Source organism: Streptomyces toxytricini (assembly GCF_014649915.1).
GTDB classification, from domain to species: Bacteria; Actinomycetota; Actinomycetes; order Streptomycetales; family Streptomycetaceae; genus Streptomyces; species Streptomyces toxytricini.
The window spans coordinates 41,326-55,348 of sequence record NZ_BMTY01000021.1 but is presented as its reverse complement, the minus strand read 5'-3'; the positions used below and the strand labels follow the sequence as shown (position 1 = coordinate 55,348).

At 73.7% G+C, this 14,023-nt stretch carries 9 protein-coding genes; all 9 read left to right on the top strand.

The features are described from left to right. Positions 1 to 150 precede the first annotated feature (150 nt). The 9 genes from IE170_RS24685 to ispG all read left to right on the top strand — a co-directional run bounded on the left by IE170_RS24685 (position 151) and on the right by ispG (position 13,949). Positions 151 to 2,307, top strand: coding sequence for an ATP-binding protein (locus tag IE170_RS24685; RefSeq protein ID WP_189811641.1), 2,157 nt, complete (start codon positions 151 to 153; stop codon positions 2,305 to 2,307). Between the two features lie 133 nt (positions 2,308 to 2,440). Beyond that, positions 2,441 to 4,021 carry a PucR family transcriptional regulator gene (locus IE170_RS24680; protein WP_189811640.1) on the top strand — a complete coding sequence of 527 codons (1,581 nt, stop codon included), beginning with the start codon at positions 2,441 to 2,443 and terminating at the stop codon, positions 4,019 to 4,021. Positions 4,022 to 4,159: 138 nt separating this feature from the next. Continuing rightward, positions 4,160 to 5,605: an aldehyde dehydrogenase family protein gene (locus IE170_RS24675; RefSeq protein WP_114054416.1), complete on the top strand. Its 1,446-nt coding sequence runs from the start codon at positions 4,160 to 4,162 to the stop codon at positions 5,603 to 5,605. 352 nt (positions 5,606 to 5,957) lie between these two features. After that, positions 5,958 to 6,440, top strand: coding sequence for a hypothetical protein (locus IE170_RS24670; RefSeq protein WP_189811639.1), 483 nt, complete (start codon positions 5,958 to 5,960; stop codon positions 6,438 to 6,440). 220 nt (positions 6,441 to 6,660) lie between these two features. Further along, positions 6,661 to 8,604, top strand: a complete 1,944-nt coding sequence (locus IE170_RS24665) for an acyl-CoA dehydrogenase family protein (protein WP_189811638.1) — start codon at positions 6,661 to 6,663, stop codon at positions 8,602 to 8,604. A 57-nt stretch (positions 8,605 to 8,661) separates the two neighbouring features. Continuing rightward, entirely contained in the window at positions 8,662 to 10,023 is a 1,362-nt protein-coding gene (locus IE170_RS33230; RefSeq protein ID WP_189811637.1) for a hypothetical protein, read from the top strand. 20 nt (positions 10,024 to 10,043) lie between these two features. Beyond that, complete coding sequence (gene dxr, locus IE170_RS24655; protein WP_189811636.1) at positions 10,044 to 11,297, top strand: 1-deoxy-D-xylulose-5-phosphate reductoisomerase; 1,254 nt, start codon at positions 10,044 to 10,046, stop codon at positions 11,295 to 11,297. After that, positions 11,294 to 12,595 (top strand): M50 family metallopeptidase, encoded by a 1,302-nt coding sequence (locus IE170_RS24650; RefSeq protein ID WP_189811635.1) that lies wholly within the window; start codon positions 11,294 to 11,296, stop codon positions 12,593 to 12,595. The genes dxr and IE170_RS24650 overlap by 4 nt, the downstream gene beginning before the upstream one ends. A gap of 196 nt (positions 12,596 to 12,791) precedes the next feature. Further along, complete coding sequence (gene ispG, locus IE170_RS24645; RefSeq protein ID WP_114054427.1) at positions 12,792 to 13,949, top strand: flavodoxin-dependent (E)-4-hydroxy-3-methylbut-2-enyl-diphosphate synthase; 1,158 nt, start codon at positions 12,792 to 12,794, stop codon at positions 13,947 to 13,949. The last annotated feature ends 74 nt before the right edge of the window (positions 13,950 to 14,023 follow it).

Genomic DNA, 14,023 nt, shown 5'->3' with positions numbered 1-14,023 from the left:
CCGTGTCCTTGTCCGCGGCGGCCATAGGAGGGAGGCGGCGCGGCGCGCCGGAACCCCGCCGCGACACCGGCCGGTACCGGCCCGCAGCCGCCCCCGGGCAACTACATTGAGCGGCGCAGCGCAGGGAAACGGGCAGGGGGCAGGGGTTTCATGGACACCGACGGCACGCCGCACGGCACCGGCGAGGGACGGGCGCCGCACACCGGCCACGCCCCGGGCAGGCAGGTGCCCAGGCCCGCCGGCCCGCCCCCGGCGCCGCCCGCCGCCCCGCCCGCCGCGCCGCCCCGGCCCGCTCACGCCCCCGGCGGCGGCCCCGCCCTCGCCGACTGGCTGCGCACCCCGCGCGTCTTCGACGGGCCCGGGGTGTGGGCGTACGGGCACGTGCCCCGCCCCGCCGAGGAGCCGGAGCGCACCCCGACCCGCCAGCTCGTCTCCGGGGCCCTGATCTCCCTCCTCGCCGGACTGCTGCTGTGGTCCCTGCTGTGGAACGGCTATCTGGGCGGCTTCTGGCTCTGGCCGCTCTACATGTTCACGCCCGACTCCTGGGCCGGCACCATGCCGGCCGTCGTCGCCGCCTACACCTGGTACACCGCCGTCGCCCTGATGCTGGCCACCGGATTCGGCCGGCTCGGCCGCTGGCCCGAACTCGTCCGCCGCCTCCTCACCGGGGGCGCGGCCCGCGCCGCCCGAGCCGACCGGACCCGGCTGCCCGACCGGCCCGAACCCGGTGGCCCCGACGACCCCGCCGGCTGGCCGGAGCTGCGCCGGGCCGGCCTCGGGGACCTCGCCGACCTGCTCGCCGCCGAAACCGCCTCCGGCCGGATGAACGACGTCGACCACAGCCGCATCCGGCGCGCCTGGGACTCCGTACGCGCCGACCCCGCGCGCGCCACCGCCTTCGCCGGAGCCGTCCGCGGCAAGGGCGCCGCCGCCTGCCTGCACCCCTCCGGGGCCCGCGACCTGCCCGTGCGCGCCGCCCGCCACGACCTCCTCGCCCGGCAGGTCCTGCTCGGCACCGCCGACCCCGGCACCCGCAACCCGTACGCCCGCCGCGGCACGCGGCTCGCCCTCGACCCCGCCGTGCTCGGCACCTCGCTGCTCGCCGTCGGCCCCTCCGGCGCGGGGAAGACCGCCCTGCTCGTCCGGCCCGTAGTGGAGTCCCTCGCCCTCCAGGCCCTCGCCGGCCAGGCCGCCGTCGTCGCCGTCGCCGCCGCCGGCACCCGGCTCGGCCCCGACGACGGGTTCGACGTGGTCGTCCGCATCGGCGACCCCGCCTCCGTCCACGACCTCGACCTGTACGGGGGCACCACCGACCCCGACGAGGCCGCAGGGCTGCTCGCCGAGGCCTTCACCGGCGACGTCCCGGGCCTGGAGGTCCGCCGCGCCGCCACCGCCCTCGCCCAGCTCCTCGGCCCCTTCCGTACCGCGTACGGCCGCTTCCCGGCCGTGCCAGAGCTGCGCGAACTGCTCGACCGGGTGCCCGCCCGCCTCGACGCCCTGCGCTCCGCCCTCGAAGCCGCCGGAGCGTCCGCCATGCTCCGCGAGCTCGACGCCCGCGACCGCCAGCACGGCAGCCACGGCGACCCCGGCCCCGTCCTCGCCGACCGCGTGGCGCTGCTGGACCGGCCCGCATTCGACGGGTTCTTCGACACCAGCGGCCGCAGCCGGCCCTTCTCGCTGCGCAGCCTGGAGCACCCGCTGCGCGTCCGCATCGACCTCCCCGAACGCGGGCACGCCGACGCGTCCCGCATCCTCGCCCGCCTGGTCCTCGCCCAGTTCACCGCCTGCGCGGAGGCCCGCACCGACCGGTCGCTGTTCGCGTTCCTCGCCGTCGACGACGCCTCCCACACCCTGACCCCGCAGAGCGTGCGCAGCCTCCAGCGGCTGCGCACCGCCAACGCCGGCGTCCTGCTGGCGCTGCGCACCCTCGACGACGTCCCCGAGGCGCTGCGGACCCCGCTGCTCGGGGCCGTCGGCTGCCGGATGGCCTTCTCCGGCGTCACCACCTGGGACGGCAGGCGCTTCGCCGAGGCGTGGGGCACCGAGTGGGTGGAGGCCCGGGACGTCACCCACCGCACCGTCTTCGCCGACCAGCCGCTGACCCGGGCCGTGCACGCCTTCCGCAAGCTCGTCACCGGCAAGGCCGTGACGACGGACGCGGTCACCGTCCGGCAGGTGGAGCGGGAGCGCTGGTCCGCCTCCGACCTGGCGCACTCCGTCCCGCCCGGGCACGCCGTGCTCTCGCTGACCACGGTCCGCGGGGAGCGGGCGGCCCCGCTGCTGGTCCGGCTGGAGGGAACGGGCTGAGCGGACCCGTACGGGGTGGCAGAATCAGAAGGGCCGTTCATACGGCGCGGCGAAATCCCGCGCGCCCCCATCGGCCCCGCCCCGCGCCGGCGGCGCGGCCGCGTCCCCGCCACCCCCCACCGCCTGGAACCCGATGCCGCTCACCCTCGCCTCCCTCGTCCAGCACTCGGCGCTCAAGCTCGGCGTCCGGGCCGGGGAGGGGCGCTTGGACACGCCCGTGCGCTGGGCGCACGTCAGCGAGCTCGCCGACCCCGTCCCCTACATGGAGGGCGGGGAGCTGCTGCTGACCACGGCGATGAAGCTCGACGCGGCGGACCCGCAGGAGATGCGCCGATACGTGCGCCGCCTCGCCGCGGCCGGCGTCGTCGGCATCGGCTTCGCCGTGGGAGTGAACCACGAGGAGATCCCGCAGGCGCTCGTCGACGCCGCCCGCGCCGAGGACCTGCCGCTGCTGGAGGTGCCGCGCAGGACCCCGTTCCTCGCCATCAGCAAGGCCGTCTCCGCGGCCCTCGCCGCCGACCAGTACCGGGCCGTCACCGCCGGCTTCGAGGCGCAGCGCGAGCTGACCCGGGCCGCGCTCACCGCGGACGGGCCCGCCGAGCTGCTGGCCCGGCTCGCCGCGCACGTGCACGGCTGGGCCGCCCTCTACGACACCTCGGGCGCCGTCGTCGCCGCCGCACCCGAGTGGGCCGCCCGGCGGGCCGCCCGCCTCACCCCCGACGTGGAGCGGCTGCGCGAGCGCCCCGCCCCGGCCAGCGCCGTCGTGGGCGGCGCGGAGGACCGCGTCGAGCTCCAGTCCCTCGGCACGGGCCGCCGCGCCCGCGGGGCGCTGGCCGTCGGCACGGGCGCCCCACTGGGCACGGCCGAGCGGTACGCCGTCCACTCGGCGGTCGCCCTGCTGACCCTGACCACCGAGCGGTCCCGGTCCCTGCACGACGCCGAATCCCGGCTGGGCGCCGCCGTGCTGCGGATGCTGCTGGCCGGGGAGGCGGACCACGCCCGCGCCGTCGCCGGCGACCTGTACGGGACGCTGCTGGACGCGCCGTTCAGGATCGTCGTCGCCGAGCCCGCCCTGCCCGGCACCGCCCAGCCCGAGGGGCTGGCCCTCCTCGCCGACACCGTGGAGTCCGCGGCCGCCCGCGCCGGCGAGTCGCTGCTGCTGGTGCCCGAGCCCGGCCGCCTCACCGTCCTCGCCGCCGACGGCGGGGCCGCCGTACAGGCCTGCACCGGGCACGCCGAGGCGCTCGAAGCCCGGCGCGGCCGGGACGCCGCCGGGCCCGAACCCGACGAGCTGGTGGTCGGGCTGTCCGCGCCCGCCGGCGCCGCTGCCGTCGCGGCCGCCCTCAAGCAGGCCGACCAGGCGCTGGCCGTCGCCCGGCGGCGCGGCCGCCCCCTCGTGGAGCACGAGGACCTCGCGGCCGGGTCGGTGCTGCCGCTGCTCGCCGACGAAGCCGTACGGGCCTTCGCCGACGGCACCCTGCGGGCCCTGCGCGAACACGACGAGAAGGGCCGCGGCGACCTGGTCGCCTCCCTGCAGGCCTGGCTCTCCCGGCACGGGCAGTGGGACGCCGCCGCCGCCGACCTCGGCGTGCACCGGCACACCCTGCGCTACCGGATGCGGCGCGTCGAGGAGATCCTCGGCCGCTCCCTCGACGACCCGGACGTCCGCATGGAGCTGTGGCTCGCCCTCAAGGCCGGCTCCGCCCCCGCGTAGCACCGGCCGGCCTGAAAACCGACAAAGCGGCGTGCCGCGGCAGCCGGGTACTCCACGGCGGACAAGCCGCGGATCGGGCCCCGACACCTACGGTGGTGTGGACAAGGATCCGCACACATCCGAAGGGCCGGGATTCGCATGACTTCCACCCACGCCTTCTGGCTCGCCGGCCGCCAGGCCACCGGCGAGGACAGCTTCGACGTCCACAACCCGTGGGACGGCCGCCTCGTCGGCACCGTCAGCGTCCCCACCGACGCTCAGGTCGAAGAGGCCGTGGCCGCGGCGTACGCCGTGACGGCGGAGTTCTCCGCGACCCCCGCCCACGTCCGGGCCGCCGCCCTGGACCACGTCTCGAAGCGCCTCGCCGAGCGGACCGAGGAGATCGCCCAGCTGATCTCCGCCGAGAACGGCAAGCCCGTCAAGTGGGCCCGCGGCGAGGTCGGCCGTGCGGTATCCGTCTTCCGCTTCGCCGCCGAGGAAGCCCGCCGCTTCAACGGCGGCGAGGCCCAGCGCCTCGACACCGACGCCGGCGGCACCGGCCGACTGGCCCTGACCCGCCGCTTCGTCAAGGGCCCGGTCCTCGGCATCGCCCCGTTCAACTTCCCGCTGAACCTGTGCGCCCACAAGGTCGCCCCGGCCATCGCCGTCGGCGCGCCGATCATCCTCAAGCCGGCCCCGGCCACCCCGCTGTCCGGCCTGATCCTCGGCGAGCTCCTCGCCGAGACCGACCTGCCGGCCGGCTCCTGGTCCGTGCTGCCCGTCGCCAACGACAAGATGCCGGCCCTGGTCCAGGACGACCGCCTGCCCGTCATCTCCTTCACCGGCTCCGACAAGGTCGGCTACGCCATCCAGCAGTCCGTGCCGCACAAGCACTGCACCCTGGAGCTCGGCGGCAACGCCGCGGCCGTCGTCCTCGCCGACTGGTCCTCCGACGCCGACCTCGACTGGGCCGCGACCCGTATCGCGACCTTCTCGAACTACCAGGCCGGCCAGTCCTGCATCTCCGTGCAGCGCGTCATCGCCGACGCCTCCGTCTACGACCGCCTCGTCGAGAAGGTCGTCGCCCAGGTCCAGGCGCAGGTCACCGGCGACCCGTCCGACGACGCCACCGACGTCGGCCCGCTCGTCTCCGAGGACGCCGCCAAGCGCGTCGAGTCCTGGGTCGACGAGGCCGTCGCCGCCGGCGCCAAGCTGCTCACCGGCGGCAAGCGCGAGGGCGCCTCGTACGAGCCGACCGTCCTGGCCGACCTGCCCGACGGCGTGACCCTCGCCTGCGAGGAGGTCTTCGGCCCGGTCCTGACCCTGCACCGCGTCGAGAACACCGACGAGGCCTTCGCCAAGGTCAACGACTCGAAGTTCGGCCTCCAGACGGGCGTCTTCACCCGCGACGTCCAGACCGCCTTCCGCGCCCACCGCGAGCTGGAGGTCGGCGGCGTGGTCATCGGCGACGCCCCGTCCTACCGCGCCGACCAGATGCCGTACGGCGGCGTCAAGCAGTCCGGCGTCGGCCGCGAGGGCGTCCGCTACGCGATGGACGACTACACCTACGAGCGCGTCCTGGTCCTGACGAACCTGGCCCTCTGACGCACCCCGGAACCGACGGCCGGAGCCCACTGTGCGGGGGCTCCGGCCGTCCCCCTATCCCCCGTTCTCACCTGCGAGAACGGGGGATTTTGCTTTGTCCGGCCCAAGGGTGTGCTCCACCCGGCACCGGCCGACGGCCATCTGTCAAGCCCCGAAATGCAGCGGCGTGACGCGACTCGGCAGCCCGGGGCTTAATTGAGGCATGGGAACACGCAGATCAGGTAACCGTAGAAATCGCCCTCACCAGTACCCCTGACGGCGACTTCGACGGGACCGTGTCCCGCTTTCCAAGGCCTGCAAAGGGAAAAGGCCGCGCAGGAACCCATCGCCACATCTCCGGAGGAGAATTATCATGCGAAACATCACTCAGCCCCGACGTCTCGCCATGCTCACCGCCTCGGCTGCCATGGTTGCTGGAGGGGTGCTAGTTCCGACCAGCGCCTTTGCTGCCTCGACGCCGCAGACCGCCTCGATCGTCACCATGACGCCTGAGGGCAACGGCCACAACAAGGGTGGGAAGCACACCAAGGGCAAGAGCCGCGGCAAGAACGGCAAGATTATCGTCGTTATCAATAACAACAACAACAACAACGGCGGTGGCGCCAACAATAACAACAATAACAACAACAACAACAACGGTGGCGGCGGCGCCAACAACAACAATAACAACAACAACGGTGGCGGCGGCGCCAACAACAATAACAACAACAACAACAATGGCGGCGGCGCCAACAATAACAATAACAACAACAACGGTGGCGGGGGCGCCAACAACAACAATAACAACAACAACGGTGGCGGCGGCGCCAACAACAACAATAACAACAACAACTGAATTCACCGGTCTGGCTGGGTGGTTGGCGAGCGGCCGCCCAGCAAGACCCGCGTCATATGTCAGTGCACCGCCGCCGTCCGGGCGGTGGGAGGCGGCCGTTCGGCGGGGGCATTCGCCCGGGTGGACCGTCCCGGCTTTTCCGCGGGGGCTTGCGGGGGTACGACTCACAGGTAGCACCCACCGGTAGCGTCCCCACTTCGGCGGCGAGGTGAGCCCCCGCATGTCCGCAACACAGCCCGCACAGCCCAAGGTGACCGAGCGCGAGGCCAGGCAGGTCGCGGAGGCGGCCAGGGAACAGGACTGGCGCAAACCGAGCTTCGCCAAGGAGCTCTTCCTCGGCAGGTTCCGCCTCGACCTGATCCATCCGCATCCGCAGCCCGCCGACGAGGACGTCAGGCGCGGCGAGGCCTTCCTCGCCCGGCTGCGGACCTTCTGCGAGACCCGCATCGACGGCGCCCGCATCGAGCGCGAGGCGAAGATCCCCGACGAGACCGTGCGCGGCCTCAAGGAGCTCGGCGCCCTCGGCATGAAGATCGACCCCAAGTACGGGGGCCTCGGCCTGACCCAGGTGTACTACAACAAGGCCCTCGCCCTCGTCGGCACCGCCAGCCCCGCGATCGGCGCGCTGCTCTCCGCGCACCAGTCCATCGGCGTGCCCCAGCCGCTCAAGATGTTCGGCACCCAGGAGCAGAAGGACGCCTTCCTGCCGCGCTGCGCCACCACCGCGATCAGCGCGTTCCTCCTCACCGAGCCCGACGTCGGCTCCGACCCGGCGCGCCTGGCCACCACCGCCGTCCCGGACGGCGACGACGCGTACGTCCTCGACGGCGTGAAGCTGTGGACCACCAACGGCGTCGTCGCCGACCTCCTGGTCGTCATGGCCCGCGTTCCGAAGTCGGAGAACCACCGCGGCGGCATCACCGCCTTCGTCGTCGAGGCCGACTCGCCCGGCATCACCGTCGAGCACCGCAACGCGTTCATGGGGCTGCGCGGCCTGGAGAACGGCGTCACCCGCTTCCACCGGGTCCGCGTACCCGCCGCCAACCGCATCGGCGCCGAGGGCTCCGGCCTGAAGATCGCGCTGACCACCCTCAACACCGGGCGGCTGTCCCTGCCCGCCATGTGCGTCGGCGCCGGCAAGTGGTGCCTGAAGATCGCCCGCGAGTGGTCCGGCGTACGCGAGCAGTGGGGCCGGCCCGTCGGCCGCCACGAGGCCGTCGGCTCCAAGATCGCCTTCATCGCGGCGACCACCTTCGCGCTGGAGGCCGTCGTCGACCTCGCCTCCCAGATGGCCGACGAGGACCGCAACGACATCCGCATCGAAGCCGCCCTCGCCAAGCTCTACGGCTCCGAGATGGCCTGCCTCATGGCCGACGAGCTGGTCCAGATCCGCGGCGGCCGCGGCTTCGAGACCGCCGACTCCCTCGCCGCACGCGGCGAGCGCGCCGTCCCCGCCGAGCAGATGCTGCGGGACCTGCGCATCAACCGGATCTTCGAGGGTTCCACCGAGATCATGCACCTCCTCATCGCCCGCGAGGCCGTCGACGCCCACCTCTCCGTCGCCGGAGACCTCATCGACCCCGACAAGGACATCGGCGACAAGGCCAAGGCCGGCGCCCGCGCGGCCGGCTTCTACGCCCGCTGGCTGCCCCGGCTCGCCGCCGGCGCCGGACAGGTCCCCGGCACCTACCGCGAGTTCCACCCCTCCGGCCACCCGGACCTCGCCACCCACCTGCGCTACGTCGAGCGCAGCGCCCGCAAACTCGCCCGCTCCACCTTCTACGCCATGTCGCGCTGGCAGGGCCGCATGGAGACCAAGCAGGGCTTCCTCGGCCGCGTCGTCGACATCGGCGCCGAGCTGTTCGCCATGAGCGCGGCCTGCGTCCGCGCCGAGCACCTGCGCGCCGGCGGCGACCACGGCCGCGAGGCCTACCAGCTCGCCGACGCCTTCTGCCGGCAGTCCCGGATCCGCGTCGAGGAGCTCTTCGGCCGCCTGTGGAGCAACACGGACGACCTCGACCGCAAGGTCGTCGCCGGCGTCCTCTCCGGCACCTACACCTGGCTTGAGGACGGCGCGTACGACCCCTCCGGCGACGGCCCCTGGATCGCCGACGCCTCCCCCGGCCCCTCCACCCGCGAGAACGTGCACCGCCCCTTCCGCTGACCTGCGATCATCGCCGGACGCCGCAGCAGGCGTACACCACCGGCGAGGGGGAATCGGATGCATGTGAACGCCGGCCGCGCGGACAGGGAGAGCCGGCGGCTCGCCTGGTGCGTGGCGCTCCTGCTGCGCCACGCACCGGACGCGGTCGCCCCGGCCCTGTGGGCGCGCCTCGACGCGCCCGCGCGCCGCTTCCTGTGCCGCGACGAGCGCCTCCCGGCCTCCGCCGTCACCCTGCTGCTGCGCGGCGGCGGCGAGGAGGACCGCCGCACCGTCGCACGCAACCCGCACGTCCTGGGCCGCCCCCTGCCGGGCCTGCCGGGACCCGCCCGCTACGCCGCCCGCCCCGCCCCCGCCCCCGCGCTCCTCGCGACCCTCGGCTCCGAACTCGGACGGCCGGTGCAGCCTCCGCTCGAAGACGCCGACACCGTCGCCCTGCTGCGCCGGCACGGCAGCCGCCGGCCCCGGATACCGCTGGACGTCCTGCGGCTGGGCCGGCCGCCGGGGTCCGCGCTGCTGCTGCGCGAGCACGCCCGCGAACCGCTGCCGCCCGGCTCCGTCGAAGCCCTCCTGCTCGCCGGCGGCCTGGACGCCGCCACCGCCCTGGCCCTCCTCGACACCCGCACTGCCACCGCGTACGGGCCCGACTGGCACCGGCCCGCCGTCCGCGCCGTCCGCGCCGGCCTCCTCACCTTCGACGAGCTCGCCGCCGCCGTCGCCCCCGCCCACCGCACGCTGCTCCTCGGCCGCGCCCACACCGCCGGCCGGCTCGGCTGGAACCTCGCCGAGCAGGCCGGCATGCGCGCCGCCCTGATTCGCGTCCTGCGCCCGCACCTCGGCGACGACCCGCGCCTGTGGGCCGAGCTGGAGCGCCACGCGCCCGTCTTCCCGGGCACCCTGCCCGAGCTCGCGGCCGCGGCCGCCGCCGGCACCGCCGCGGACGCCGCCCCCGGCCCGTTCCCGCCGGAGGCGACATCCGGGCTCGCGGAGGCCGTCGCCGACCTCGCCCCCGGCCCGCAACCGGCAGACGGCGGGGTCCACCGCGAGCTGGCCCTGGCCAGCCTCGCCGTCCCCAACGCCATGGGCGACCTCCGCGAGGACGTCCGCTGGGTCCGCGCCTGCCTGGACCGCGGCCTCCTCACCGGCGCCGACGTCATCCGCCACAAGGCCCCCGCCGCCTGGGCGCTGGACGAGGACCTCTGGCTCGGCGAGGTGGACGGCCCCGACCGGCACGACCGCCCGGGCGCCTTCCTCGCCGCCCGCGCCGAGGCCGAACGCCTCCTCGACGCCGCGCTCGGCACCGACCCCGGCGCCTGGTGGGACACCGCCCGCGCCCTGCCGGACTTCGCGGGGACACTGCCCGAACTGCTCGCCGCCGTCGTCAGCGGCGACTACCGGGAGGGCGTGTCCCACCGCTCGTGACTTGCCGCGACAATGGGGGGATGAGCGACAGTCCAGCCCCCCTTGCCGATCCGCACCTCCTCTTCGACGCCGCGGACGGCCGACGGGACATCGTCATCCTCGGCTCCACCGGGTCCATCGGGACCCAGGCCATCGACCTCGCCCTGCGCAACCCGGACCGGTTCCGGGTGACCGCGCTGTCGGCCGCCGGCGGGCGCCCCGGGCTGCTGGCCGAGCAGGCCCGGCGGCTGCGCGCCAAGGCCGTGGCCGTGGCCCGGGAGGACGCCGTACCGGCCCTGAAGGAGGCGCTGGCCGAGCAGTACGGTGCGTCCGAGCCGCTGCCCGAGATCCTCGCCGGACCGGACGCGGCAGCCGAGCTCGCCGCCTCCGAGTGCCACACCGTCCTCAACGGCATCACCGGCTCGATCGGCCTCGCGCCGACCCTGGCCGCGCTCCGGGCGGGCCGCACCCTCGCCCTGGCCAACAAGGAGTCGCTGATCGTCGGCGGGCCGCTGGTCAAGGAGCTCGCGCAGCCCGGCCAGATCATCCCCGTCGACTCCGAGCACGCGGCCCTCTTCCAGGCCCTCGCCGCCGGCACCCGGGCCGACGTCCGCAAGCTCGTCGTCACCGCCTCCGGGGGGCCCTTCCGCGGCCGCACCCGCGCCGAGCTGGCCTCCGTCACCGTCGAGGACGCCCTCGCGCACCCCACCTGGGCGATGGGTCCCGTCATCACCGTCAACTCGGCGACCCTGGTCAACAAGGGGCTGGAGGTCATCGAGGCGCACCTGCTCTACGACATCCCCTTCGACCGCATCGAGGTCGTCGTCCACCCGCAGTCCTACGTCCACTCGATGGTGGAGTTCTCCGACGGCTCCACCCTCGCCCAGGCCACCCCGCCGGACATGCGCGGCCCCATCGCGATCGGCCTCGGGTGGCCGCAGCGCGTCCCCGACGCCGCCCCCGCCTTCGACTGGACCAAGGCGTCGACCTGGGAGTTCTTCCCGCTCGACACCGAGGCGTTCCCCGCCGTGGACCTCGCCCGGCACGTGGGCACCCTGGGCTCCACCGCACCCGCCGTCTTCAATGCGGCGAACGAGGAGTGCGTGGACGCCTTCCTGGCCGGTCGGCTGCCGTTCACGGCAATCATGGATACGGTCTCTGCCGTGGTCGATGAGCACGGGACGCCGGACGCGGGAACTTCCCTCACCGTCGCGGACGTCCTCGAAGCGGAGACCTGGGCCAGGGCCCGGGCACGGGAGATGGCGGCCGGAGCCGCCGTGGAGGCGCGCGCATGACAGCACTCATGACGGTGCTCGGCATACTCATCTTCGTGGTCGGGCTGCTCGTCTCCATCGCCTGGCACGAGCTCGGCCACCTCTCCACGGCCAAGCTCTTCGGCATCCGCGTGCCCCAGTACATGGTCGGCTTCGGGCCGACCATCTGGTCCCGGCACAAGGGCGAGACGGAGTACGGCATCAAGGCCATCCCGATGGGCGGATACATCCGCATGATCGGGATGTTCCCGCCGGGGGAGGACGGCAAGGTCAGCTCCCGCTCGACCTCGCCGGTCCGCTCGATGATCGAGGACGCCCGCTCCGCCGCCTACGAGGAGCTCCAGCCCGGCGACGAGACGCGGCTCTTCTACACGCGCAAGCCGTGGAAGCGCGTGATCGTCATGTTCGCCGGGCCGTTCATGAACCTCGTGCTCGCGCTCGCGGTCTTCTTCGGCGTCTGGATGACCTTCGGGATCAACCGCACGACCACCGAGGTCGCCTCCGTCTCGCCCTGCGTCATCCAGCAGAGCGAGAGGCGGGACGTCTGCAAGGAGGGCGACCCGGTCGCCCCCGCGAAGGCCGCCGGCCTGCTCCCCGAGGACCGGATCGTCGCATTCAACGGCCGCGCCGTCTCCGACTGGGCGGTCCTGCAGCAGCGCATCCGCGACACCATCGGCCCCGCCACCGTCACCGTCGAGCGGGCCGGACAGCGCCTGACGCTGCCCGTCACCCTCATCGAGAACAAGGTCGCGAAGACCGACGGCCACGGCGGCTACGTCAAGGGCCAGTACGTCACCGCCGGCTGGCTCGGCTTCAGCCCGAAGAACGAGACCGCGGCCCTCGGCTTCGGCGAGTCCGTCGAGCACATGGGCCAGGAGGTCGCCCGCAGCGTCGACGGCCTGCTCGCCCTGCCCAGCAAGATCCCGGCCCTGTGGAACGCCGCCTTCGACGGCGGCGAGCGCGAGGCCGACTCCCCGATGGGCATCGTCGGCGCCGCCCGCATCAGCGGCGAGATCGCCACCCTCGACATCCCCGCCGAGCAGCGGCTGGTCTTCTTCCTCGGCCTCGTCGGCTACTTCAACCTCTCGCTCTTCCTGTTCAACATGCTCCCGCTGCTCCCGCTCGACGGCGGGCACATCGCCGGAGCCCTGTGGGAGTCCCTCCGGCGGAACGTGGCCCGCCTCTTCCGCCGCCCCGACCCCGGCCCCTTCGACGTGGCGAAGCTGATGCCCGCCGCGTACGTCGTCGCCGGTGTCTTCGTCTGTTTCACGCTGCTGGTGCTCGTCGCCGACGTCGTGAATCCCATCCGCATCACCTGACCCGCACGCACCGCGTACGGACGCACGCGCGTACGGACGCCGAGCGTGAGGAGCCGGGTACGAACAGTGCCCGGCTCCCCGCGTTCGGGTGTCTGCGGCCCTCGGATGCGGGGGCCGCCGCCTCGTTGGCGTAATCTCGAAGACCGGAGCCCGCCGATCTCGGGACCTCGATCCACACCTTGGGGTTGCACAGCAGATGACTGCCATCTCACTCGGAATGCCGTCCGTGCCGACGAAGCTCGCCGACCGCAGGGTCAGCCGCAAGATCCAGGTCGGCACGGTGGCCGTCGGCGGTGACGCGCCCATCTCGGTGCAGTCCATGACCACCACCCGCACCTCCGACATCGGCGCCACCCTCCAGCAGATCGCCGAGCTGACCGCGTCCGGCTGCGAGATCGTCCGCGTCGCCTGCCCGACGCAGGACGACGCCGACGCCCTCGCCGTCATCGCGAAGAAGTCGCAGATCCCCGTGATCGCCGACATCCACTTCCAGCCCAAGTACGTCTTCGCCGCGATCGACGCCGGCTGCGCCGCCGTCCGCGTCAACCCGGGCAACATCAAGCAGTTCGACGACAAGGTCAAGGAGATCGCCAAGGCCGCCGGCGACGCCGGCACCCCGATCCGCATCGGCGTCAACGCCGGCTCCCTCGACCGCCGCCTGCTCCAGAAGTACGGCAAGGCCACCCCCGAGGCACTCGTCGAGTCCGCGCTGTGGGAGGCCTCCCTCTTCGAGGAGCACGGCTTCCGCGACATCAAGATCTCGGTCAAACACAACGACCCGGTCGTCATGGTCAACGCCTACCGCCAGCTGGCCGCCCAGTGCGACTACCCGCTGCACCTCGGCGTCACCGAGGCCGGCCCCGCCTTCCAGGGCACCATCAAGTCGGCCGTCGCCTTCGGCGCCCTCCTCTCCGAGGGCATCGGCGACACCATCCGCGTCTCCCTCTCCGCCCCGCCGGTCGAGGAGGTCAAGGTCGGCCGCCAGATCCTGGAGTCCCTGAACCTCAAGCCGCGCCGCCTGGAGATCGTCTCCTGCCCCTCCTGCGGCCGCGCCCAGGTCGACGTCTACAAGCTGGCCGAGGAGGTCACCGCCGGCCTGACGGGCATGGAGGTCCCGCTGCGCGTCGCCGTCATGGGCTGCGTCGTCAACGGCCCCGGCGAGGCCCGCGAGGCCGACCTCGGCGTCGCCTCCGGCAACGGCAAGGGCCAGATCTTCGTCAAGGGCGAGGTCATCAAGACCGTCCCCGAATCCAAGATCGTCGAGACCCTCATCGAAGAGGCCATGAAGATCGCCGAGCAGATGGAGAAGGACGGCGTCGCCTCCGGCGAGCCCACCGTCGCCATCGGCGCCTGACCACCGGCAACACCCCCCCGGCATCCGGCCCCGGCCCCGTCCCCGCAGCTCGCGGACGGGGCCGGCGGCATTCC